Consider the following 24832-nt stretch of genomic DNA (forward strand, 5'->3'; position numbering starts at 1 on the left):
AAAATTATATTAAATTTGTAGAACATCATAAAAAATTTTAGAAATGATAATTCAAAAAACTGAAAACTCCAGAATTTCTACATTCGATCCACATAATTTTTCTTTCGGAAATACTTTCATTGATCATATGATCATCTGTGAGTATGAAGACGGGAAGTGGGGAGATGTAAAATTGGTTCCTTACGGTCCTTTAGCATTTACGCCTGCCATGATGGGTGTAAATTACGGACAGGCTTGTTTTGAAGGTATGAAAGCCTATAAAGACAAAGACGGACAGGTTTTCCTTTTCAGGCCGGAAAAGAATTTTGAACGTATCAATAAATCAGCAAAGCGTCTTGCGATGCCTGAAGTAACTGAAGAAATATTTTTAGGCGGGCTTAAAGCATTGGTGGATATGGACAGAGAATGGATTCCTCAGGGAGAAGGCAATTCTTTATATATCAGACCGCTTATTTTTGCAACGGAAGAAGCATTAAAGGCCAGGGTTGCCAATAAATATATGTTTGCCATTGTGGCGACACCGGCAAAAAGCTATTATACGGAGCCTGTTTCCGTAAAAATTTCAGACCACTATTCCAGAGCGGCAAGCGGCGGGGTAGGTTCTGCAAAAGCTGCGGGTAATTATGCGGCGTCTTTCTACCCGACACAGTTGGCGATTGAAGAAGGCTATGAGCAGATTATCTGGACGGATGATGCTACCCATGAATATTTCGAGGAAAGCGGAACCATGAATGTTTTCGTGAGAATCAACGATACAATTTATACGCCGCCGACTTCAGAGAAAATCCTGGACGGTGTTACCCGGGACAGTTTTATCCAGCTGGCCAATAAGAAAGGAATTGAAGTGAAGATAGAGCCGATTAAAGTAAAAGATGTGGTGGAAGCACAGAGAAACGGTACCCTGAAAGAAGTTTGGGGCGTGGGAACTGCTGTGGTAACTACGGTTTTCCAGGCATTGGGATACAATGGTGAAAAGCTGGAGCTGCCAATCTTGTCAGATGAAGAAAGCTATGCGGCTACTCTGAAAAGTGACCTTGTCAGTCTGCAGACCAATCTTTCTGAAGATCCTTTCGGATGGAGAGTAAAAATTGACCATGTAATGGAAACGGTTTAATGCCGGACCTTAACCAATATACAGCCGGGAGTTTTCCCGGCTTTTTTATTTTAAAAGCGGAGGCTGATTCTGATATTCTGACAATAAGGGAACGGAGTGAAAATCTCTTTCAGTAAAAACATTCTTGCTTCACCAGCATGCCCACCGGTAAATCTTAAATGTTCAAAAATATCCTTCAATAAATCCGTCAAGTTTTGTAATTGATTCCTGAATTGTGTATTTTCGCAACAGTTTATGAAAAAAATATTCTTCATATCGGTATTGGCGATGGCAGGCTGCAGTAAAAACGCGCAGACCCATCCTCCTGTCGGCGGTGTACTGAGCCGGGACGACCTGAATGTTTCCAGGGAACGGATGAAAAACCTGAATGCCCAGGAAAGAATGCAGATCCAGGAATGGATCAGCGGGCAGCCGGTAAAATTCTACCCGACACAGCTAAACTACTGGGTAAACACGGAAGGTTTTGACCAGAGACAGAGAAGGCCGGACAATACGGCGATTTCCTACTCTTACGACCTCTATGATTTTGATGAAACCAAAATCTATGACCAGCCTGTTGAAAGAAGAGATGCCAGGTTCGGGCACTTTAACGAACTGAAGGCAGTGGAAGATGCTTTGCGCTTTATCCATGATGGTGAGGAAGTTACCCTTTTGGTTCCTTCTGCACTGGGATACGGGACCTACGGAGACGAGAAAAAGATAGATAACGACATTCCGTTAATCATAAAATTAAAAGCATTATAATCAATGAAATTGTTTAACAAAAATATAATTCTGGCGGCGGCAAGTATTTCGCTGATGAGTTGTACACCAATTTATAAAAAAATGAACGTAGACAAAGAAACTTACGAAGGTCTTAACGACGGACTGTATGCGAACCTTCAAACGACAAAAGGAAACCTGATTGTAAAATTTGAAGACAAAAAAGCACCCGTAACGGTAGCTAATTTCATCGGTCTTGCAGAAGGGAAAATTGATAACAAGGCAAAAGCGAAAGGAGTTCCTTTTTATGACGGAACTATTTTCCACAGGGTGATCAAAGATTTCATGATCCAGGGGGGAGATCCTCAGGGAACAGGAATGGGAGATCCCGGATATAAATTCGAGGACGAAAAAAACGACCTTAAACATACAGGAAAAGGAATCCTTTCCATGGCAAATTCCGGACCGAACACCAACGGTTCCCAGTTCTTCATTACCGAAGTGGCTACGCCATGGCTGGACGGAAGACACACAATCTTCGGGAAAGTAGTGAAAGGTAATGACGTGATTGATGCAATTGCCAATGTAGAAAAAGGAGCTCAGGACAAGCCGAAAACGGATATCGTACTTGAAAAAGTATCGGTATTCAGCAAAGGTGACGAGTACAAAGGCTATGATGCAGCCAAGACCTTCACGGAAGGAAAAGCTAAAATCGCAGAAAACAACAAAGCGGCTATGGCTAAAGAAGAGGCAGACAAGAAGAAAAAAGAAGAGGAGTTTAAAGCCAACCAGGAGAAAATGGTGGAGGATCTGAAAGCAGGAATGCAGAAAACAGAATCCGGGCTTTACTATAAAATCACAAAAACTGCTGACGGAAAAGCGCCTAAAGCAGGTGACAATGTTTCTGTACACTATGCAGGAAAACTGGTAGACGGAACTGAGTTTGATTCTTCATTCAAGAGAAATGAGCCGATTGATATTCCAATCGGGATGGGAAGAGTAATCAAAGGCTGGGACGAAGGAATCCTTTTGTTAAAAGAAGGGGAAACGGCAACGTTACTGATTCCGCCGGCAATGGGTTACGGTGCTAACGGAGCAGGAGGCGTAATCCCGCCAAATGCATGGTTGGTATTTGATGTTGAGCTTGTGAAAGTTAAATAATTAAATCTTAAAATATTCTTGAAAAGCCGTCCGAAAGGATGGCTTTTTTCATTCAGTTAAACGACACCCTGTAACGATTGGCCTAAGTCCTTCGACAGATTCAAATGACACTGATAAAATATCTGGAGGTTTAAATCTTCATGTCAAAAAGCAATTATAATATTTTAAATACTCATGAGAACCAAATCACTTCTGTTTCTTTTTGTTCTGTTGTCGTACCTGTCTTTTGCCCAGGCCAAAGCAAATCCGGATGATCCGGCGATCAGAAAATCACTTACGTATTTTGTCAACAGCATTAAAACCAAACAGATTGACCGGGCAGTCAGCTGTATCTATCCGAAATTCTTTACGGTTGTCCCGAAAGATCAGATGACACAGATCCTGAACATGACCTACAATAACCCGTTTATGAAGGTTGAAGTACAGAACCTGCAGATTGCCTCTGTGGAGAAATCAGAACTCATCAGCGGTGAATATTTTTCTATTGCGAGCTACTTTTTAAAGCTGAAGTGCAACGTCAGTTCAATGAACGACGATATGAAAAAGAAAATCAGCGCGGTACTTACCAATAAATACGGTAAAAACAATGTAAAATACCTGGCCAGTGAAAGCACCTATCTTATCAATGCCAATATGAAAGCCTGCGCCGTTTCCAAAGACCGTAAATATTGGAAGTTCGTGATCCTTGAAAGGGAATATAAATCACAGTTGGTGAAAGTACTGCCGAAGAAAATTCTTGATAAATTTTAGAATTTAAATTATAATGAAAGCTGTCTGTGAGGATGGCTTTTTGTTTCAGGAATATTAAGCATATTACATGTTGTCAAGAAGGCAGAAAATAAAAAATGAAGAAATACTGAATAACATAACTTCTGATGAAATGCCGGAAAGCGAATTACAAAAAAGCGTTTAAATGCCATAAAAACGTATGATTAGGCAGTTCTTCATTTCTTTATCCCCACAAAAAACCTTATTTTCGCATAAAATACCCAATTGAGAAAAATCTTCTGTTTACTCTTTATATATTCTGCGATTGCTGTTTCCGCACAGGAAAAAAAGTTTTTTGAAAAAGGAGAGGTGGAGCTTCAGCATCCTGTTGAAAAGGTAAACCTGAGGTTTGAAAACAACCTGCCTTTTGTAAAGGTGGATATCAACGGGAAAATATACAGTTTCCTGTTTGATACCGGTGCACCGACGGTCATTTCCCAGGCTATTTATAAAGAACTGAATCTGAAGAAAAAATACAAGAAAGCAATCCGTGATTCTGATCAGAAAGAGCAGCAGCAGATCCTTACGGAACTTCCGGAAATGAAGGTGGACCGGCTTGTTTTCAGAAATGTAGGAGCTATTGTTCTCGATCTCAATTCGGCGGAACTGGGCTGTCTCAAGGTAGACGGCATCATCGGGGCCAACCAGATGGCCAAGCTTTTCTGGAAGGTCAATTATTCTGAAAATTCACTGGAAGCATCAAATGACCTTTCTCTTTTTGATATCCGGGATTACGAAGTCGTTATTCCTTTCGAGGCAAAACCGCAGAAAACCCCGATGGTGAGTGCAACACTGATGAGCAGAGCGGTGAAATTCACTTTTGATACCGGTTTTTCCGGCAGGCTGGAAACTTCCGGCGACCGCCTGGATCCTGAAAAGCTTAAGCATTATGTAAAAACCTTCGGGACCCGTACCACCGGGGCCTTCGGGACTGCGAAGCCTGCGCCGGGATATATTTTCCGGGCAGACTCCATGAAGATCGGAAATACGCTGTTTCAGAACGAGCGGATGTCCACCGGAAAAATGGATCTGGCAGGAAATGAATTTTTTAAGGACTTTATCTTTGTAATCGACTGGAAGTCCAATAAAATTTACATGAAAAGAATCGGGACAAGCCTTCCCACGCTTTCTTCTTTCGGGTTCAGTTACCGCTTTGCGGACGGAAAAACAAGCATTACTTTTGTGTTTGAAGAAGAAAATTTCCCTTTGAAAATCGGGGATTCCATTATCAGCATCAATGGGATTTCACTGGAAAATCTTGATCAGGATAAGGCCTGCCATTATTTTATCAACCGGATCGAAAAAGACCAGAAGTCCATTGATGTCAGGATCAACAGAGACGGAAAGATTCTTGATTTTAAACTCAATAAGAAAGAATATCTGAACTGATTCTTCAAATGCTATCCAATATTTAGAAAATCCATTTCAAAATAATTTATTGCTGATTTTTTTAACTTCAACTGGTTTAAATGCACATGAAAATCTGCGTAGTTAACACATAATCTGGTGAAATTCTTTGGCTCTAGTAAATATATTTTACACTTCATTTTGTTAAGAATGTATTAAAATCTGTCATTTCAAAATTTATTTCAGCTGAAAATTGAAACTTAAGTGTTGTCGTTTTCAGCTGATTTCTAAACATCCTACTAATAGTAATGCTTAGCGAGATATTAATAATCAGCAGTTTAACATTAATCTTATATAAAGCGGAAAACGATATGTTTTTCCCTTATAAATCGCTGTAAAAATAAATTTTTCATTAAATAATCAGGAGCATATTGCATTCTTAAAATACACGTATATTTGCACCCGAAAATTTCAAGACCATATACATTTACTGAAAAGCGTTTTAACAATGAAAAACAAATTTATCTTCGGCACTGCTCTGGCACTGTTATTTTTCTCGCAGAACGGGATGGCCCAGCAGGGAGTGGGAGTCAACACAACAGCGCCCAAAACAACGATGGATGTAGCGGCCAGGCTGGGCAGTACAGATGCAGACGGATTACAGGCACCAAGAATTACCAGGGCCCAGCTTACGGCCAAAGGCAACACGATTTACGGAACAGAGCAGACCGGAGCACTTATTTATATCACTGATATTACAGGTGGGGACACGACTTCCCAGAGAGCAAATATTACGGCAGCGGGATATTATTATTTTGACGGCAACCTATGGCAGAAAGTAAACCCGGGCAGTGACCTGTATAAAGAAAACGGTGTGCTTACTTCTAACCGGACTGTTGCACAGGGCACCAATACCATGGCTTTTACTTCTGCCGCCACTACAGGAACCAGCCATTTCACGGTTGATAATTCAACGCTGAACGTGAATGCCGTTAATCACCGGGTAGGTATCGGAACCACCAATCCGACTACAAAGCTTGACGTTAATAACGGAACTACCCCGGGAGCCTTAAAAATTACGGACGGTACACAGGGAGAGGGAAAAGTACTGACGAGTGATGCCAACGGCGTAGGAACATGGAGAACAATGGCTTTTTCCAGCAATGTGGAAGGAACATGGCTCATTAATAATTCTGAGGCTGCAACTAATAATTCCATTCCGGTGAACACATACAGTTCAGTAGCAAGACTTTCACTTCCGGCTGCCGGAACCTATCTTGTTTTTCTGAATGCGGATTTCGGCTTTAACAATACCGTGTCTGTACCTGCCCAGGTAGAATACCTGATCACCCGCGGAGCTGTAAATAATCAGATTAATCTTGCCAATGCCATCGGCGCCGTACCGGGCACCTGGAACAGCCTGTATAATTCTGTTACTTCAGGAATGGGCGGATTTACCATCAACAATACCTTTTTTATTGTCACCACCGGCCCGCAGGATATCTTTTTAACGATTAAGCCGATTCCTGGACTGCCGGCAAACAACGGGGCTATTGCCACAAAGCTTTCCCGTTGGGGAGGTACGGCAGAAAACCCGGCTTATATGTCGATACCGGGCGGACTGGCCATTGACCGATTTGTTGCGTATAAATTCTAATCAGAACATACCGTAACGGATCTTATCCCAGTTGAGGAATAATTAAATAAGAGGAATGGATTCAACGGAGTCCATTCCTTTTTTATTTTGCCAGATGTTAAAATCAAATCAATGATGAAAATATATTTGAAGGGAATATCTACCAGTTTTTATCAATTATATAGATCAGCTGCGTCATGGCTGCGGCACCGAGCAGCAGTTCTCTGCGGTTGACTTTTTCAAAAGTATCTTCTTCTGTGTGGTGGATGTCGAAATAACGCTGAGAATCAGGAACCAGTTCGGCAGCCGGAATCCCCATGTCATGAAGCGGATAAAGATCTGTCCCGGAATAGGTTCCCGTAAAATCATAAACCCCGTACGGTAAAAACAGGTTTGCCCAGCTTTGTACCTGTGTTCTTTTTTCCTGATCCATGTCCAGGGAAATCCCTCTCGGGGTAAAGCCTCCGGCGTCGCTTTCTATGGCAAAAAGATGCTTTTCATGGGTGTTTTTTGCTGTCTTTCCGTACTGGATGCCGCCTTTTACGCCATTCTCTTCATTGGCAAAACAGACCACCCGGATGGTATTGTTATTTTTAATCCCGAGGTTTCTGAACGTTCTCAGTACTTCGATACTCTGAACAATTCCGGCACCGTCATCATGTGCACCTTCGCCCACATCCCAGGAATCCAGATGTCCGCCGACAACAATAACGCTCCGGTCTTTTTTACCGGTAATTTCACCGATGACAGAATGGGAAAGTTTTTCACCCTTCATCCCGCAATGGGAGTTGAGTTTTGCCTTTATTTTCTGTGACTTTAAAAGCCTGGCCAGCTCATCTGCAGATGTATTGCCGATGGCCACGGCAGGAACTTTAGGGATATCTTTCTCATAACGCATGCCGCCCGTATGCGGAACATCATCAAAAGCCGAAGAAAGCGAACGGATGACTGCAAATTTCCCTCCTTTTTTAGCCGTTAAGGAAGCCGCGTTCACGCGGTATTTAGCCGCATCACCATAGCCTCGGGAGGTTTCTACAAAAGACTGGCTGAAAGGGTAGTTGAAGAAAGCAATTTTATCTTTTACCTGTTCCGGTGAAAGTTTTTCATATTCCTCTATCGACTGAACCATAATAATCTCTCCGGAAATATCTTTTCCGCCGGTACCTTCAGAATTTCCCAGGGAAAGCATTTTTAGGCCTGTCCATTTTCCGTTGGAGGTTTTAATCTGTAATGATTCTTTTCCCCTTTCCCAGACCGGGACCGTTACTTCCTGAAGCCATACTTTGTCGGCGCCGGCATCACGAAGTTTCTGTGCAGCCCACTGCACTGCTTTTTCGTAGGATTCTGAACCGCTTAACCGGTGGCCGATATTCTTTGTTAAATCCCTTAATTCAGTATAGCTTTTTCCGTTGTTTAATATTTCTGTGGAAATCTCCGCAAACTGTACGGAGTCTTCTTTTGCCTGCCCGAAAACCGTCATGCTGAGAAGTAATAATAATGTTCCTGCTGTCTTTTTCATTTTTCAGGATCTGGTTTTTATAATCAGATCAATATGTGGTTCTTTTTTAATTTAAAATTCAGTATAATTCAGTTTTGTATCCTTTATATAAAACAAAATATCTTTTTTTATTTTATAAGGAGCGCTTTGGTCAATGGATATGCTTCTTAAAAGACTTATATCAGATCTCTTATAAATTTCTATTTTTTCATCGTAAAGCAACAGAAATTGGTGATCGTCAAAAAATATGAACTCTGCATTTTTATCAATTATAAAATTTTCTGAGTTTTTAAAGTTTTCTCCGGACAGTTTTCTAATATATACATTATCATCATCCGTAAAATATTTTTGATAGGCAAGTTCCGACAGACTTTCACTGATCACATAATACTGCCCTAAATCATCAATTTTATCAACAAACAAAACGTTAATTTTTTCTGGTGATTCTATTTCTAAAATGCAGTGAAAACATTTAGGATGATCACGGTCTTTGCAATAAAGGATTACCGTAAGTATATTGTTGTCAGGAGAAGAAAATATTGAATATCTATCGTCAAAATAAAAATAGGTGAAATCATATTCATCAAAATTATCATCAAAAAAATCCGATAAATTGTGTTCTTTGAAATCTGTAAAATCTATTAATACTAAATCTTCCCGAAAAATATAATTTTTTAAAACATGTTTCTTATTCAGGGAACTTATTGTGCCGTCAAGCTGGTCTTTCAAAACAATTTCTCCACTGGTATTTATTTTTAAATGAGAAGAATCAACACTCAGATAAAAATTTTCTTTATTAACTGCATGGAAATTTATTCGGCCGTATGGCCTGGCATAAACTTTTTCGTCCAAAAGAATTTCCTTTATTTCATTATTTCTTAAGTCTAAGATCTCGATAAATAATTCCAAATCCTGCTTTGCCTTGAGTAAAAAAATCTGCTGTATTTCCGGGTTATAGTCCAGTGCTATGACCTTCAAATTATTGGTATTGCTTTTAGAGATTAAATGGTCTATATTATTCATGGTACAGAATAACTACCAGTTTTTATCAATCATAAAGACCATCTGGGTCATGGCAACCGCGCCTAAAAGAAGTTCTCTCTTATTTACTTTATCAAACGTGTCTTCTACGGAATGGTGATAATCAAAATACCTTTGGGTATCCACCACCAGTTCTGCCAGCGGAATATCCAGTTTTTTTAACGGGGAGATATCCTGAATGGCATCGGTCTGTTCAAAATCATAAACACCGTAAGGAAGAAAATATTGCTTCCACGGAAAAATAAGCCGTCTCCTCTGCGGGGACATATCCAGTGAAAATCCTCTCGGGGAATATCCGCCGGCATCCGTACCCAACGCAAAAATATGTTTTTCCTGTTTCTTTTTTACATAAGCGGCATATACATCGCGTCCCTGTCCGCCGTTTTCGCTGTTGGCGTATAAAACGACCCGGATGGTATGGTTGTTTTCTATGCCCAAAGCTTTCAGCGTCCTCAGCACTTCAATGCACTGAACCACTCCGGTGCCGTCATCAATAGCACCTTCCCCGAAATCCCAGGAATCCAGCTGTGCTCCTAAAACAATAACTTTGGAATCTTTTTTGCCGGGAATTTCAGCAATGATATTCGGGTTGTTGGTCTGCCCTTTGGATTCGGCATTCATATTGATCTTTGCCGTGACTTTCTGTTTTTTCAGTAGTTTTTCCAGCTCATCCGCAGACCGTACGCCAATGGACAGTGCGGGGATCTTCACCTTGTCATCTGCCTCATAGTAAATCATTTTGGCATGCGGTGTATCATCACTGGCGGTGGTCAGCGATCTGATGATTAAAGCTTTCGCTCCGGTTTTGGCAATTACGGACGCGGAGATCAGTTTAGATTTTGCCGTTGCCAGGTAAGAATCGCTCGTATTGATGATGGTGGGATCCATAGGAAGGTTGACGAAAACAATTTTGTCCTTAAGCTGCCCGATTGAAAGGGCATTAAGTTCAGATGTGCTGCCGATCATCACAATCTCAGCCGTCAGGTCTTTTCCGCCCGTTCCTTCAGAGTTCCCGAAAGACAGCATCCTGATATTTTTCCAGTCTCCGTTTCCGGCTTTTATGAACAGAGATTCTTTGCCTCTTATCCAGACCGGGGCTTTTGCTTCCTGCCTCCAGATCATTTCGATCCCGATTTCCTTCAGCTGCCTTTCTGCCCAATCTGCCGCTTTCATATAACCGCCGGTCGCACTGAACCGCGGGCCAATGCCTTTTGTCAGTTCTCCGAGATTGTCATACGCCGTACCGTGAGCCATAATTTCATCCGAAATCTTTTTAAATTCCTCGTGATAGTTCATTTTTACCATCACAGGCTTTCTGACAGGGCTTTTCTGAGGCTTTTTTTGAGAAAATAAAAATCCACTCAAAAAGAGTGGAAGGATAATGAATATTTTTTTCATTTTTTATTTACCTTTCTTTTCTGTTGTTAAAAGTAAGGAAAAATTGATTATTTTTTACTGTTTCATATCGTACATTAACAGGGCCGTGATTAATTTCGGTTCTATGAATGTACATTTCGGAGGCATGCTGAGCTTTAAGTCTGAGATTTTAATCATGTCGTTAAAACTTACAGGATAGATCCCGAATCCTGCCTGACCTTCGCCTTTGTCTATTTTTTCCTTTATCAGCGCTATGCCTTCAAGGTTGGATGTTCCTTTTACGTAATCGATTTTTTCTGAGCTGTCCGGGTCTTCAATTTTCAGGATGTTCTTAAAGATGAACTTATCCAGAAGATGGTGGTCCAGGTTATCCAGGGACATTTCCTGGGAACGCAGGTCGTGTTTTACGTGAAGGGAGTAAAATTTACCGTCCAGATACATGGAAATGTGGAATTTCTGTGAAGGGAAATATGCCGTTTCCCCTTTCTCGTGAATCAGGAAATATTTTTCCAGCTCTTTTAAAAATACTTCATTGGACAGGCCGTTAAGATCCGTTACAATCCTGTTGTAATCATGGATTTTAATAGACTGGTTGGACACGATGAAGCTGTACACAAAATTGTAAAGCTCCGTGCCGTTATGCCTTTTGTTTTTCTCTTTGTGATATTTGGCATTAAGTGCCGTTGAGCCGATCCTGTGGTGGCCGTCTGCAATATAAAACGCATCAATCTGGTCAATGACTTCTTTAAACTGCTGGAGCTTAAGGCGGTTGTCTATCCTCCAGATTTTATGCCTAATCCCTTTTGTATCCACATGGTTGAAAATAGGAACATTTTTTTCCTCGTGGTTCATCAGCAGCTCGATCTTGGAATTGGAAGGGTAGGTAAGCAGTACAGGTTCCGCCTGCAGGTTTACTTTTTCCAGGTAATGGGCCAGTTTTTCCTTCTTCTGCGGAATGGTGCTTTCATGCCTTTTGATCTTCCCGCTCCAGAAATCTTCAATGCTCGCTAAGCCCAGAAGCCCTCTGAAAACCTGTTTGGTGGGGTAGATCTGCTCATAAAGGTAGTAGGAAGAATTGTCCTGGACCAGTTTTTTCTCCTCCATCAGTTCTTCAAATGTGGATCGGATCTTTCTTAAATTCCTGTCGATATCCTTGGATTTACTTACAACGTACGGTTTGATCATATTGATGTAAGTGTCTTCAACTTGAGCTTTTTCCGCTATCTCTTCCTGCGTGAAGTTGTCAAGAGGATGGGTAGGGAAGGTGCTCTCATGGTCTTTATGAGGTCTTATTCCACGAAAAGGTTTAAAAATAGGCATATTTTATAGTATAGTTTCTTTTATCTTAATAATTTGTTCCGCTAATTCAGCTCCGATCTTTTCCTGTGCATCCACCGTATTTCCACCGATATGCGGGGAAAGCGAAAGCGCAGGATTCATGAGCAGCGGCAGCTCCGGGTTAGGTTCGTTTTCAAAAACATCCAGTGCGGCACCGGCTACTTTTTCAGATTCAATAAAATCAATCAGTGCCACTTCATTGATGACGCCGCCTCTTGCGGTATTTACAATATACACGCCGTCCTTCATTTTTTCAAACTGAGGCGTATCGATGATATATTCTGTGGTTTTCGGCGTATTGATGCTGATGAAATCAGATTCTCTCAGGAAGGCATCCATATCGTTGTCTGAAGTAATTTCAAATTTTACGGACTGCCCGTCAAAAAAATCCAGGGTAAGGGTTTCCGTTTTGGGCTTCCGGGTGAGAACCTTAATTTTCATTCCCAGGGAAATTCCCATTTTAACAACTTCCTGGCCGATGCTTCCAAAGCCGATGACCCCTAACGTTTTGCCCGAAAGCTCATAAGCCTTGCTGAATGATTTCTTCATGGCATCAAAATGCGTTTCCCCTTCCAGCGGCATCAGCCTGTTGGATTCATGAAGGAACCTCGCCAGAGAAAAGAAATGGGCAAACACCAGTTCCGCTACGGATTTTGAAGAGGCAGTTGGTGTATTGATGATGTAGATGCCCTTGTCAATCGCATAATTTACATCAATATTATCCATGCCGATGCCTCCTCTTCCGATGATTTTAAGGCCCGGGCAGGCATCAATAAGCTCCTGTCTTACTTTGGTGGCACTCCTAACCAGAAGGACATCCACATTATTTTCGTTAATGAAACCGATCAGATGGTTTTGTGCCACCCTGTTGTCCAGTATTTCAATTCCTGCGTTCTTCAGTGCCTGTTCTCCTGCTGCAGAAATCCCGTCGTTAGCTAAAACTTTCATGGTTCGTATATTTTGATTTGAAGATTAAAAAATGAGGTATTCAAAAATTCTAAATCATTCCTGCAAATTAAGAAAATTTAAAATAATGTTCATACCCCTTTAATCCGCATTTTTTAATCTTTACATTACCTTAAAGACCTCATGGCATCTACCAGGATCTGCACACTTTCAATCGGCATCGCATTGTAAAGGCTGGCTCTGTATCCGCCGAGGCTTCTGTGGCCGTTCAGCCCGCTGATTCCTGGGTTTTTCCACGCGGCATCAAATTCCTCTTTTCTGCTGTCATCCGTTAATTTAAATGATACATTCATTAACGAACGGTCTTCTTTCACGCAGAAGGTTTCAAATAAAGGATTGCTGTCGATTTCGTCGTATAAAAGTTTTGCTTTTGCTTCGTTTCTTGCTTCGGCTGCTGCAATTCCTCCGTTGTTTTCCAGGTACTGTAAAGTAAGTAACGATGCATAGACAGGGAAAACCGGCGGTGTATTGTACATGGATTCCTTAGCAATATGCTGGGAATAATCAAGAATGGAGAACATATTCTCTCTTCCTGTTTTACCCAGGATTTCTTTTTTAATCACCACCAAGGTAACACCTGCAGGCCCCATGTTTTTCTGGGCACCGGCATAGATCAGGTCAAATTTTGAAAAATCAAGCTGTCTTGAAAAAATATCAGAGCTCATGTCACAGACCATCAGGGTATCCACGTCCGGGAAAGATTTCATCTGGGTCCCGTAAATGGTGTTGTTTGAGGTACAGTGGAAATAATCATATTCTGAACCTACGGTATAATCTTTCGGGATGAAACTGTAGTTTTCTTCTTTTGAAGAACCTACCACGTCTACCGTCCCTACTTTTTTAGCTTCTTTAATGGCACCTGAAGCCCAGGTTCCGGTATCGGTATATGCAGCTTTTCCACCTACTTTCATCAGGTTGTAAGGCACCATGGCAAACTGCAGGCTCGCGCCGCCTCCCAGGTACAGTACTTCGTAATCATCCCCCAGGTTCATCAGTCTTTTCACAATGGCGCGGGCTTCGTCCATAACGGCTACGAAATCCTTGCTTCTATGTGAAATTTCAAGAAGAGAAAGCCCCATTCCGTTGAAATCCAGAATCGCCTGTGCCGATTTTTCAAATACTTCCTGAGGTAAGATGCATGGTCCTGCGCTGAAGTTGTGCTTTTTGCTCATATTTTTATTTTTTGGTTTGCTGTAAACTTTTGTTTTACAGTTTCATTTATCGTTTCTTATTAATGAATTCTGATTTTTATCTACAAAAAACCGTCTCATGGTGATTGAGACGGCAGTTTTTATTCTCCGTGTAAAAATGCTTTTTTATTCAGCAGTGTTTCTTCAGATTCCACATGGTCTTCATCCGGTACACAGCAATCGACAGGGCAGACCGCGGCACACTGAGGTTCCTCATGGAAGCCTTTGCACTCTGTACATTTATCGGTAACAATGAAATAGACATCATCGCTTACAGGTTCCTGCGGAGCATCTGCGTTGATGGTAAGTCCGGACGGCATGGTTACCGTACCTTTAAGTTCAGTGCCTTCTGAAGCTTTCCAGTCTACCGCTCCTTCATAAATCGCATTATTCGGGCATTCCGGCTCACAGGCCCCGCAATTAATGCATTCATCAGTTATTTTAATAGCCATCGCTAATTTTTTTTAAATTTGCACAAAATTACAAAATATTCCCCAATTTTGCAGTAATTATGAATATTGAAAATCAAGTTTTAGGACTTACGCGGCTTAGCAGCTATATCAAAGACTTTTTAGCGGAAAATCAGGAGGATAATAACGGATCTGATTCTGATCTTGGGCTCTTAATGAGCAAAACAGCCATTGAAAATCCGTGGTTTACCATTGAAAACCAGAAATTTGCTTTTCAGCAGTGGGCAGACCTGCTTACCGGGGAAAATATAAACAGCTGGCTCAGCGAATACTCCATTTCAAAGATTTCCAAAAGGGTAGGGCTGATCCTGGCCGGAAATATCCCTTTGGTTGGTTTCCATGATGTGATTTCCGTTGTGCTGAGCAATCACATTCCGGTGATCAAGCTGTCGTCAAAAGACAGGTACATGATTCCCTTCTTACTGAAGAAATGGAATGAATTCTCAGAGGGGAACGTTCAGTTTGAATTTGTGGAGCGGCTGGAGAATTTTGATGCCGTTATTGCCACCGGAAGCAACAATACCGCAAGGTACCTGGAATATTATTTCAAAAACAGCATGCATATCATCAGAAAGAACAGAACGTCCGTGGCTGTTCTGAAAGGGGATGAAACGGAAGAGGAGCTGAAGCTTCTGGCAACCGATATTTTCCGGTACTTCGGATTGGGATGCAGGAACGTGACCCGACTTTTTATTCCGGAGGACTTTTTAATTGACCGTCTGTTTGAGAGCTTTGTGGATTTTCAGGATATCATCAACCACCATAAGTACGCCAATAATTATGATTACAACAGGGCGGTTTATCTTCTGAACCGGGATTTGTTCTGGGACAATAATTTTGTCATGCTGAAAGAAGATGACCAGATTTTCAGTCCGCTGTCGGTGATTAATTTCAGCAGGTATTCTTCCCTTGAAGAGGTAAACAGTTTTATTGCTGAAAATGAAGAACATATCCAGTGCATTGTGGCAAAGGATGAACTCGGACTGGATTCCGTAGCGTTGGGGGAAGCGCAGAACCCGGGACTGGATACGTATGCGGATAATGTGGACACGATGAAATTTTTATCGGTAATATAATTCTTCGTATCTTGCTGTCAACCCATCATGAATTCTGATATGAAAAAAATAGTTCTGGCAGCCGCCGTTTTAGCTTTTCAGCTGGCCTTTTCCCAACAGAAAGGCAGGATAAAAATTGTTGAAAGCAAGAAAATTGAACTCACTTCCGAGCTGAGCAGGGATAAAATCGACGTATATAACCGGTCTTTTCTGAACTTTGTCGCGGCTTTGAAGGCTTCCGATAAAAATGCAGTCAACAACCTGCTTTCTGATAAAGTGAAAGATATTGTGAACGACGATATCATCCGGAAGCTTTCAGGAGGCATCAGCTTTGAAAGAAAGACGGAAGTATATAAATCCGGCTATCAGAAAGTGCTGGATAACGAAACCTATCCTGCCATCCAGTACAAGTATGCTGATGATACACTGGATCCGCCACGGGATATTATCACGGTGATTTTTGAAAATGACGGGAAAATTCTCGGCGTAAAACCGGAGTACAGTAAGTGATTTTAGAGGTTAGGGGTTAGATGCTAGAGGTTAGTATTTAGTTGAATTACTGCTTGTTGATTAAAAATAAATTTAAAATAAATTAAAATAACTATGATGACAGATGTTTTAGTCGCACATTCTTCAGATGTGGACAAAGCGGGCTTTTACAGGAAAACGTATCTGCACGTTGCTTTATCAATCTTAGCCTTTATCGGGGTAGAAACTGTTTTGTTACAGATGGTTCCGGATCAGCTGATCTTTGCCATGTTTGCCCAGCGGTATCTCTGGCTGCTGATTATCGGGGTATTCTGGCTGGCTTCGGTGCTGGCTACCAAATGGTCGCTTTCGTTAAGCAAATCCACACAGTATTTCGGCCTTGGATTTTATGTTATCCTGGAAGCTGTTATTTTTCTTCCGCTGATTAAAATAGCCACGCTTTACGCCGGCCCGCAGGTGATCTTTCAGGCTGCCATGTTAACGATCGCGATGTTTGCAGGGATTTCAGCCGTCGCCTTTACTTCAAAAAGAGATTTTTCATTCCTCAGAAATATCATTGTTATCGGAGGGTTTATTTCCATCGGATTAATCGCAGGCGGAATGCTTTTCGGTTTTAACCTTGGACTTTGGTTTTCAGTAGGAATGGTAATTCTTGCTTCTGCCACCATTCTGTACCAGACGAGCAAGCTGAAAGATTCTTACAGCACCAATCAGTATGTAGGGGCATCGCTGCAGCTTTTTGCTTCGATTATGCTTTTGTTCTGGTATATCTTAAGTATTCTGATGAGCAGGAGAAGTTGATTAGAGTTATGAATTATGAGTTTTGAGTTATGAATTCGTATGAATTTATGATTTACATATAACCGAAAATCCTGATGTTAATTCATCGGGATTTTATTTTGCCATAAATAGAATCAGAATACATTCGTGTGATTTGTGAAGACCTGCAGTGTTTTTTAACGCAAAGTTTAATTTTGGGGAATGTTATATTAAGGGAGCAAAGGTGAATCAACAGGTTGATTTGATGAAACTGTGTTTTGAGGGATAATATAAGAGTTATGAATTATGAGTTTTAAGTTTTGAGTTTTTGCCGGAAATTGGTGCCGGACTTAATAAACCCAAAAAATCCTGATGTTAATTCATCGGGATTTTTTTTTCCAGGAATGCTGGTTCCCGGAAATTTTTAAATATTAAAATCTTTCAATATTTAAATTTAAAACTATTTATCAATGGATCCCAATACCTTCTGGGCAAAAGAATTTAAGGCATCCTTTTCGCTCATTCCGTTCTGTACGGCAGCGTGAACTTCAAGGGCTCCGCAGATATTGGTAATCAATTCTCCGGCTACATTCAGGTCCTCTTCACTGGTTCCTCTGAACTCAGAGAAACTTTCTAAAACCTCCAGTGTTTTCTCCAGGTTTTCCGGAGTCTGGTTCTGGTAAAACTGTCTGATTACAGGTAGCTTCATAATTACAATTCATTAAATAATTCAGTTAAACTTTCTGCTTTGTTGCTCTGAACCTGGTTTACAAGCTCTCCGTTTCTGAAAATCGCGAACGTTGGCAAGTTGTCAACCTTGGCTAATTTTCTGCTTTCCGGTAACTTTTCCGCATCAACATACAGGAAAGGGATGCTTTCGTTCTCAGAAGCTAACTTTTTGAATTTCGGCTTCATGATCCTGCAGTTTCCGCACCATGTAGCTCCGTACTGCACCACTACTTTTTCATTTTCGCTGACAATAGACTGCAGCGTATCTTCTGTTAATTCTGTATACATAAGTTTATTTTTTAAGAATAAAATAAACAATGCAGCAATTTAATAATACCGGTTTACCAAATAATTCATCCGGAATCAAGCGGCAGCCTTTACTGTTAAATTGCTACACTGTTATTTTGTTACATTATTTGATTAGTTTTTAGATAAATAATCAGCGGTAGAATTTCTGTCGGCTTTCATTGCTTCTTTTCCTTCTTCCCAGTTTGCAGGGCAAACTTCACCGTGCTTCTGAACGTGCGTATAAGCATCAATCAGTCTAAGGTATTCTTTAACGTTTCTTCCCAAAGGCATATCGTTTACAGACTCGTGGAAAATTTTTCCGGTTTCGTCAATAAGATACGTTGCTCTGTAGGTAACGTTGGATCCTGTGAACACTTCTTCACCTTCTTCATTGTATTCGAAATCCTGGTCAACAATCCCTAAAAGATTGGCAAGCTGTCTGTGCGTATCAGCAAGGATCGGGTAAGTTACCCCTTCAATTCCTCCGTTATCTTTTGATACATTAAGCCATGCAAAATGTACTTCGTTGGTATCACAAGATGCACCGATTACCTTGGTGTTTCTTTTTTCGAATTCACCTAAAGCTTCCTGGAATGCGTGAAGCTCAGTCGGGCAAACGAAAGTGAAATCTTTCGGGTACCAGAATAAAAGAACTTTTTGCTGATTAGCAGTTGCTTCTTCAAAGATATTGATTCTAAGATCATCACCCATTTCTGACATAGCATCAACTGCTACATTCGGGAATTTTTTTCCTACTAAAGACATAATTTCTTGTTTTTTATTTAAATTTCTGTTGCAAATATATAGCTATTTTATCTATCGAACAATTTGATATTGATAAATAAAATCTATCGACGTTTTTGGATTTTCTGCTGAAAAAAGCCCTGCATGCAGAGCTTTATGGTATTGTTATTGATCTTCGAACCTGCTTTTTAGTTCTTCAATAATCTTTTCATTGATCTGGTTCTTTTCAACCAGTTTTTTAAATTCTTCGAGAAAGTTATCCGGGAAATTATTTACTGTACCTATTTGGCCAACCTGACCATGATTTTCATTTACATTGTTCACCATTTTAGCATCTAAAAAGTATTCAAAATCCTTATCAAAAAACCGGCAGATTTTATCCATCAAGAGGAAATCGATCTTTCTGGAGTTTCCGCTTTCTATGTTGTGCAGAGTTCCCTGGGAAACGCCTAATTCAAAAGCAAGATCGCTTTGTGACAAATGTTTTTCTTCTCTTAAATTTTTGATTTTAGTGCCGATATCCATCTTAGATGTAATTAGTTTTCTGGTTGAAATAATCAATTTACTGATTGGTAAAGGTATAAAGAATTTTCAAATTCGTAAAACAATTGATCCGGAAAAAATTGTAGTGTAAAAAATGAATTTTTAATTTTTAAAACAGTTGAATTATGAAAAATCTAAAAAAAATTTCGAGAAATGATTTGAAATCTTTAGTGGGAGGAAAACGTCTGCCTGGGAATACCGGAGGAAGTAATTGTCCAGATATGTGTATGCCAAATGGTGGAAATGGAGGTGATGGATGTTCACAATATGGCCTTACTTGCGGATGGTTCCAATGCAGTCCTGGTGGAGAATGGGGAAACAGATGCCAGTAAAATAAATCAGGAGGCATGAAATTTTGCCTCCGATTTTTCTAATTATTTTTTATTATTGCATCATGAGAAATGTAAACCAAATTCTAAAAACAGGAGCATTCATTTTTGTTACTTTATTTTATAGTAATGTTTATGGACAAAAACAAGTTCTTAAATATGATCTTACTTATAAGCCTAATTCTTTGAAGGATAATGCCATTACGGAAAAAATGGTATTGGATATTGAAAATGAAAAGATATCTGTTTTCAGAACAGAACGAGACCGTGAATCTGATTCTCTGATAGCAGCAACAGGTCTTGGGTTAGGCAGGGGTACAACATTAGAAAACCAATTTTATATTATAAAGAATTTTCCTGAAAATGAAATGTATAAAAGTATCTTAACAATTTACAGAGATATTTATTCTATAAAAATTGATGAAAAACTGGACTGGCAAATTTTACCCGAAAAAGATAAAATGGCAACTTTTAATGTCAAGAAAGCAAAAGTAAATTATGGAGGCAGAAACTGGACAGCCTGGTTTAGCACTGATATTCCAATTCCGGAAGGCCCATATGTCTTCAAAGGCTTACCCGGAATAATTATTAAAATTTCAGATGAGCAGAACTACTTTATTTTCAATTTAACTGAAATTAAAAATTCAAATGGAGAAATTTTTCATAGAAATAAAGGGAAAGTGTTCACCTGGGAGCAGTTCAATACAGTAGCTCTGAATTATTATTCTGACCCATTTGCCCGTATGAAATCTTCAGGTCTTCCTATTAAGGTGGACGATGGAGCAGGAGGTGCTGTCACTCCTGATATGAAAGTTCAGACTGATAAAACAAAAAAACAGATTAAAGAAAATAATAACCCCATTGAACTTAATCAAAGAATAGATTACCAATAAATATTTTGAGGACATGTGTAATTATCAGAGATGTGTTATTGCATCTCTTTTTTGTATTTTAGTCATTAAAATATTATGCTATGAAAAAATTGTTTATTCTTTTTGCTTTAGTACTGTTAAATATTTTATCCATGTAGAATATTACATTCATTCGTTTATGAAAATATTTTAAATAAAATCAATCTGCATATTATAATCTGTAGAGGTCCAAGAACCATTTAACATTTGAATTAATGCATTTAAAATTTCGATAAGATCTGAAGTTGGAAAAGGGTTTGAAAAATATAACTTAAATTCGACATCTTCAGTTGAAATATTTTGAAGCTCTTCTACAGAAATATATTCTCCCTTACTATTCAACGTCATCTTAGTATTTTCTAGGACTTGTGTCATAGTTTGGATCTCCGAATTAGTTTCTATAAAGTTTCTCCAACCTAATGACATTGATCCAATAAAATAGCCGTTTATACGATCTCTGATAGATTTTAACAGTATATGTTTATCTTTAACCAAATATTGGGGTTTTACTAATTCTTCGTGTATGTAATGATACATTAATTGCATAAAGGTTTCTTCTACCCAAAAACCTATATTTTGCTTATATGTAATTTTACTAACAGGCATAATTAAAGTTTTGAAAAACTACTCATTTGAGTAGTCAGTTGTTCGGTAATCAGTTTATTATTACTATTCAAAAATTTATTGTAGTACTCATTATCTTTAAAATTTTCATTAAAATCTTTTTTTAATTGAGTAATGTATTGTCCAACTGATAAATTAAAATCATTGGCTTCCAATACCAGAGTAATTGTTATATTATTCAAAGTAATTAAATAATGTAAATCGTAAGTTGCCCATCTTTTATATTGGGAAGGATCAGCCTTGACTGCTGTAAATGACTCGCCAATGATGGTTTTGTAATAGTCTCCAGCCTGACACTGTTCTTTGAAATTTTTCAGTTCTATTAAAAAATTTCTTAAGCTTATAGTAGACACTTGGGTTTTTTCTACTTTATCGTATCGTACGTACTGAGATAGAGCAGCTTCAGAAGATACATACAACAAATCTGTACCCCAATCTAAATAATCTAACTGTCCTGGAATAACGGCATTCAATTCAGTTAATGTATCTGTTATCTCACGTAAATTCATATCTGATAAATATGTTGTCTGCTCCATCTCTGATGTACCCACTGCAACAGAAACGCCTCTGTTTGATTTATAAGCTGTTACTAATAAATAATGATTGTATAACATATTTGTTGTTATTGCTAAGCCGGAGAATTTGAACAAAGTAACGGAAATTAAGTAGAAATTAGTAGGATTTCCATGGATATAAAACCCTGACGAAAAATGTGCAGAAGCAGATTAAAGAAAACAATAATTCTATTGAACCCGACCGTAAATAGACTGCCGGTAAAAAAAAGCAGCTGCCCGGGCAGCTGCTTTTCGTTTTAATAACCGAAAATCTCAGTCAGATTAAGTTTTTTCACTTCACCAAGTTTCTGCATATCGGCTTCGCTGACTTTATCCTGCGATGCCACCAGACAGTAGGTGTAATTTTTACTTTTCATTTCCTTATTGTGGAAATTATTGATATCAGTAAACGTCAGCTTCGGCGCCTGCTCATAGGTATTCCTCCTGATATCCGTTGTATTGCCGAGCTTTTGCGCTCTTAAATACGTAAAAATAATGCCGTCCTGGGTAATCCTTTCGGCTGCAATGGATTTCTTCAGTCCGCTTTTTGCCGTTTCAAACAGCTGGTCGGATTTCGGAAGGGTGGTCAGCAGCTCATTCATCGCAATGGTAGATTCATTGAATTTATCAGCCTGGGTTCCTACATAGGCCGTAATCATATCCTTATCTTCTTTCTTGCCCGGAAGCGAAAAATAAGAGTAGGTGGAATACGCCAGTGCTTTGGACTCCCGGATCGTCTGGAAAACCACAGATCCCATTCCGCCGCCGAAATAGTTGTTAAATAAACTTACGGTAGGAGTGATGGCTGCGTTATAAGGATCACTGTTCCTCACCCAGAACACTTCTGCCTGTACCATATCATAATGCGCGAACAGCACTTTGTTTTTATCCGTAGGAACCTGTACAAAAGTTTTCGACTTAGGCATTTCTTTCAGTGAACCGGATACTTTATGAACCGGTTTTAAAGAAGCGGTAAGTTCATTGCCGGATTTCGGACCGTAGTATAACACTTTATGCTTAAAATTAAAAAGGTCATGAAGCATATTCACCAGGTCTTCCGCTTTCAGGGCATCCAGTTCCACATCGCTCAGCACATTGTTGAACGGGTTCTGAGGGCCGTACTGTGCGTAGCTTCTCAGTCCGTTCATGATGGATCCTTTGTTCTGCTTGGCATTGGCTCTTGATTTTTTCACCCTCGCTTTGTAAGCTTCCAGAGCTTTCTGGTCCGGCTGGCAGTTTTTGATAAGGTCTTCAAATAAAGCTGCGGTCTGGTCAAAGTTTTCATTCAGGCCTTCTACGGTAACATACGTTTCTTCATTCCCTGCATTTACATTAAAGCTGGAAGCCAGTTTATAAAATTCTTTGCTAATGGCCTCGGAAGATTTATTTTTCGTGCCCAGGTACTGAAGGTATTCTGCCGCTAAAGGAAGGATTTTATTATTCCATCTTCCCGAATCAAAATAGTAATACAGCCTGAACAAAGCATTGTCTGTATTTTTTACCGAAAGTACATCTACGCTGCCCAGTGTATTTTTAGCAATGTCCCGGTCAAAATTTACCCATACCGGAGCAATCGGGGCTTCCGGCATCTCATCGATCTTTTTAAGGAACGGGGATTGGTTTTCCCTGTTTACGGATACCGGCGTGATAGAAGGCTTGTCTACTTTTACAATATTTTTATCTTCACCTTTCCTTTTGTATACCGCTACATAATTATTATTCTGAAGGTATTTCGAAGCAAAGTCCATGATGTCCTTTTTGGTGATCTTTGAAATCTCCTCCACATACTGCAGCTGGGTCTTGTGGTCTACATCAGAAGTAAACTCATCCATCAGGGATTCTGCCCTTGAAGTATATTTTTCATATTTCTGGATGGTATTTTTCTTTTCATTATTAACAATCGACTGGATGAGGTCATCCGAAAATTCACCTTTTTTAAGCTTGTCGATTTCCTGGAGCAGCAACGTCTTTACTTCATCCAGCGACTGGCCTTCGATAGGATTTCCCTGCAGCAGCAGAACCGAATAGTCTTTTAAAACATACGGCGAGGCATAGGCTGCCAATAGCTTCTGCTTCTTGATAAGATCCAGATCAATCAGTCCGGCCTGGCCGTTGGTCAGCATGCTTCCGATAAAATTCAGCATCCTTGCCTCTTTTGTCGTTGCACCCGGAAACCTGAACCCGATGGTAATGTTTTCAGGATTCGGCCCGTAGACTTCTCTGGTGACAGGAGCATTAATCGGCTGTTCCGTCCCGATTTTATATTCAGGAACCGTTTTCGGTTTCATGTAGGAGAATGCCTTATCAATTTTTGAGATCATTTCATCAGGATTAAAATCTCCCGACATAATTACGCCCATGTTGTTCGGAACATAATAACTGTTGAAATAATCCCGGATTGCCTTCAGGGATGGGTTTTTCAAATGTTCAACGGTCCCGATCGTCGTCTGCTTCCCGTAGTTGTTATTCGGGAAAATGGCAGCAAACATCGCTTCATAAACTTTTCTCGGATCATTGTCCAGGCCCCGGTTTTTTTCTTCATACACGGCTTCCAGCTCCGTATGGAAAAGCCTCAGGACCGGCTCCCTGAATCTTTCTGCCTGCACGGCAAGGAACTTATCAGCAACATTGGCAGGAATATCTTCGGTGTACACCGTCTGTTCAAAAGAAGTAAATGCATTGGTTCCGTCTGCACCCATTCCCGCCAGCATTTTATCATATTCATTGGCAATGGCATATTGTGATGCTTCACCGGAAACCTTATCAATTTCCCTGTAAATTTCTTTTCTCCTGGCCTCATCTGTAGTCTGGTTGTACTTTTCATACAGCGCATCAATTTTGTCCAGGAGCGGTTTCTCTTTTGCCCAGTCTTTCGAACCGAACCGGCTGGTCCCTTTAAAAAGCATGTGCTCAAGATAATGGGCGAGTCCGGTATGGTCTGCAGGGTCAGTTTTGCTTCCTGCTTTGGTTGCGATATAGGTCTGGATTCTCGGGTCTTTTTTGGTCGGGCTTAAAATAACGGTCAGCCCGTTTTTCAAGGTGTAATATCTTGCAGAAGTAGGATCGTTCGTTACATATCTGTACGTATATCCGTTAGACTGTGCTTCTTTCCACTGGAAATCCTGTCCATAGGCATAACCGCAGTAACTGGCTGCAGCAATGCTTGTTGCAATGGTAATCCTTTTTAAAAAATTCATTA

The 24832-nt window shown here is 40.1% G+C and carries 25 protein-coding genes; 11 read left to right on the top strand and 14 right to left on the bottom strand.

Annotated elements, in window-relative coordinates; translation table 11 throughout:
* Nucleotides 1–43: 43 nt before the first annotated feature.
* The 6 genes from ASE55_RS12210 to ASE55_RS12235 all read left to right on the top strand — a co-directional run bounded on the left by ASE55_RS12210 (nucleotide 44) and on the right by ASE55_RS12235 (nucleotide 6749).
* The gene (locus tag ASE55_RS12210) at nucleotides 44–1114 is read left to right on the top strand and encodes a branched-chain amino acid aminotransferase (RefSeq protein ID WP_056219909.1); all 1071 of its coding nucleotides are present in this window, start codon (nucleotides 44–46) and stop codon (nucleotides 1112–1114) included.
* 234 nt (nucleotides 1115–1348) lie between these two features.
* A complete protein-coding gene (locus ASE55_RS12215) occupies nucleotides 1349–1858 on the top strand; it encodes a hypothetical protein (protein WP_056219912.1) in 510 nt (169 codons plus the stop codon).
* Between the two features lie 81 nt (nucleotides 1859–1939).
* Entirely contained in the window at nucleotides 1940–2977 is a 1038-nt protein-coding gene (locus ASE55_RS12220; RefSeq protein WP_238585045.1) for a peptidylprolyl isomerase, read from the top strand.
* A 174-nt stretch (nucleotides 2978–3151) separates the two neighbouring features.
* Nucleotides 3152–3727 (top strand): hypothetical protein, encoded by a 576-nt coding sequence (locus tag ASE55_RS12225; RefSeq protein WP_056219917.1) that lies wholly within the window; start codon nucleotides 3152–3154, stop codon nucleotides 3725–3727.
* Between the two features lie 243 nt (nucleotides 3728–3970).
* On the top strand, nucleotides 3971–5134 hold the full coding sequence (locus ASE55_RS12230) for an aspartyl protease family protein (RefSeq protein WP_056219919.1): 1164 nt from the start codon (nucleotides 3971–3973) through the stop codon (nucleotides 5132–5134).
* A 466-nt stretch (nucleotides 5135–5600) separates the two neighbouring features.
* Nucleotides 5601–6749 (top strand): hypothetical protein, encoded by a 1149-nt coding sequence (locus ASE55_RS12235; protein ID WP_056219922.1) that lies wholly within the window; start codon nucleotides 5601–5603, stop codon nucleotides 6747–6749.
* A gap of 139 nt (nucleotides 6750–6888) precedes the next feature.
* Here the strand turns inward: ASE55_RS12235 and ASE55_RS12240 are convergent, their stop codons facing one another.
* From ASE55_RS12240 to ASE55_RS12270, 7 genes are all read right to left on the bottom strand, one after another.
* Nucleotides 6889–8247, bottom strand: a complete 1359-nt coding sequence (locus ASE55_RS12240) for a M28 family peptidase (protein WP_056219925.1) — start codon at nucleotides 8245–8247, stop codon at nucleotides 6889–6891.
* A gap of 51 nt (nucleotides 8248–8298) precedes the next feature.
* A complete protein-coding gene (locus tag ASE55_RS12245; RefSeq protein WP_056219928.1) occupies nucleotides 8299–9249 on the bottom strand; it encodes a hypothetical protein in 951 nt (316 codons plus the stop codon).
* 12 nt (nucleotides 9250–9261) lie between these two features.
* A complete protein-coding gene (locus tag ASE55_RS12250) occupies nucleotides 9262–10665 on the bottom strand; it encodes a M28 family peptidase (protein WP_056219931.1) in 1404 nt (467 codons plus the stop codon).
* Between the two features lie 54 nt (nucleotides 10666–10719).
* Nucleotides 10720–11964: a DUF1015 domain-containing protein gene (locus ASE55_RS12255; RefSeq protein ID WP_056219935.1), complete on the bottom strand. Its 1245-nt coding sequence runs from the start codon at nucleotides 11962–11964 to the stop codon at nucleotides 10720–10722.
* 3 nt (nucleotides 11965–11967) lie between these two features.
* Nucleotides 11968–12930: a D-2-hydroxyacid dehydrogenase gene (locus ASE55_RS12260; protein WP_056219938.1), complete on the bottom strand. Its 963-nt coding sequence runs from the start codon at nucleotides 12928–12930 to the stop codon at nucleotides 11968–11970.
* Nucleotides 12931–13055: 125 nt separating this feature from the next.
* On the bottom strand, nucleotides 13056–14120 hold the full coding sequence (gene serC / locus ASE55_RS12265; RefSeq protein WP_056219941.1) for a 3-phosphoserine/phosphohydroxythreonine transaminase: 1065 nt from the start codon (nucleotides 14118–14120) through the stop codon (nucleotides 13056–13058).
* Between the two features lie 119 nt (nucleotides 14121–14239).
* Nucleotides 14240–14590, bottom strand: coding sequence for a 4Fe-4S binding protein (locus ASE55_RS12270; protein ID WP_027385237.1), 351 nt, complete (start codon nucleotides 14588–14590; stop codon nucleotides 14240–14242).
* A 59-nt stretch (nucleotides 14591–14649) separates the two neighbouring features.
* On the opposite strand from ASE55_RS12270, the gene ASE55_RS12275 reads away from it, so the two are divergent.
* From ASE55_RS12275 to ASE55_RS12285, 3 genes are all read left to right on the top strand, one after another.
* On the top strand, nucleotides 14650–15684 hold the full coding sequence (locus ASE55_RS12275) for an acyl-CoA reductase (RefSeq protein WP_056219944.1): 1035 nt from the start codon (nucleotides 14650–14652) through the stop codon (nucleotides 15682–15684).
* A gap of 39 nt (nucleotides 15685–15723) precedes the next feature.
* The gene (locus ASE55_RS12280; protein ID WP_128414562.1) at nucleotides 15724–16173 is read left to right on the top strand and encodes a peptidylprolyl isomerase; all 450 of its coding nucleotides are present in this window, start codon (nucleotides 15724–15726) and stop codon (nucleotides 16171–16173) included.
* 93 nt (nucleotides 16174–16266) lie between these two features.
* Nucleotides 16267–16953: a Bax inhibitor-1 family protein gene (locus ASE55_RS12285; RefSeq protein WP_056219951.1), complete on the top strand. Its 687-nt coding sequence runs from the start codon at nucleotides 16267–16269 to the stop codon at nucleotides 16951–16953.
* Between the two features lie 418 nt (nucleotides 16954–17371).
* Here the strand turns inward: ASE55_RS12285 and ASE55_RS12290 are convergent, their stop codons facing one another.
* The 4 genes from ASE55_RS12290 to ASE55_RS12305 form a co-directional block, all read right to left on the bottom strand.
* A complete protein-coding gene (locus ASE55_RS12290; protein WP_056219954.1) occupies nucleotides 17372–17620 on the bottom strand; it encodes a DUF6952 family protein in 249 nt (82 codons plus the stop codon).
* 2 nt (nucleotides 17621–17622) lie between these two features.
* Nucleotides 17623–17928, bottom strand: coding sequence for a thioredoxin family protein (locus ASE55_RS12295; RefSeq protein ID WP_056219957.1), 306 nt, complete (start codon nucleotides 17926–17928; stop codon nucleotides 17623–17625).
* Nucleotides 17929–18060: 132 nt separating this feature from the next.
* Complete coding sequence (locus tag ASE55_RS12300) at nucleotides 18061–18693, bottom strand: peroxiredoxin (protein ID WP_056219960.1); 633 nt, start codon at nucleotides 18691–18693, stop codon at nucleotides 18061–18063.
* Between the two features lie 144 nt (nucleotides 18694–18837).
* Nucleotides 18838–19197 (bottom strand): helix-turn-helix domain-containing protein, encoded by a 360-nt coding sequence (locus ASE55_RS12305; protein WP_056219963.1) that lies wholly within the window; start codon nucleotides 19195–19197, stop codon nucleotides 18838–18840.
* 143 nt (nucleotides 19198–19340) lie between these two features.
* On the opposite strand from ASE55_RS12305, the gene ASE55_RS20955 reads away from it, so the two are divergent.
* Nucleotides 19341–19547: a bacteriocin-like protein gene (locus tag ASE55_RS20955; RefSeq protein WP_410493025.1), complete on the top strand. Its 207-nt coding sequence runs from the start codon at nucleotides 19341–19343 to the stop codon at nucleotides 19545–19547.
* 62 nt (nucleotides 19548–19609) lie between these two features.
* A complete protein-coding gene (locus tag ASE55_RS12310) occupies nucleotides 19610–20437 on the top strand; it encodes a GLPGLI family protein (RefSeq protein ID WP_056219966.1) in 828 nt (275 codons plus the stop codon).
* A 168-nt stretch (nucleotides 20438–20605) separates the two neighbouring features.
* Here the strand turns inward: ASE55_RS12310 and ASE55_RS12315 are convergent, their stop codons facing one another.
* The 3 genes from ASE55_RS12315 to ASE55_RS12325 all read right to left on the bottom strand — a co-directional run bounded on the left by ASE55_RS12315 (nucleotide 20606) and on the right by ASE55_RS12325 (nucleotide 24830).
* Nucleotides 20606–21061 carry a hypothetical protein gene (locus ASE55_RS12315; RefSeq protein ID WP_056219968.1) on the bottom strand — a complete coding sequence of 152 codons (456 nt, stop codon included), beginning with the start codon at nucleotides 21059–21061 and terminating at the stop codon, nucleotides 20606–20608.
* 2 nt (nucleotides 21062–21063) lie between these two features.
* A complete protein-coding gene (locus ASE55_RS12320; protein ID WP_056219970.1) occupies nucleotides 21064–21693 on the bottom strand; it encodes a hypothetical protein in 630 nt (209 codons plus the stop codon).
* Nucleotides 21694–21890: 197 nt separating this feature from the next.
* Nucleotides 21891–24830 carry a M16 family metallopeptidase gene (locus ASE55_RS12325; protein WP_056219973.1) on the bottom strand — a complete coding sequence of 980 codons (2940 nt, stop codon included), beginning with the start codon at nucleotides 24828–24830 and terminating at the stop codon, nucleotides 21891–21893.
* Between the last annotated feature and the right edge of the window lie 2 nt (nucleotides 24831–24832).

Source organism: Chryseobacterium sp. Leaf201, from assembly GCF_001421435.1.
GTDB lineage: Bacteria > Bacteroidota > Bacteroidia > Flavobacteriales > Weeksellaceae > Chryseobacterium.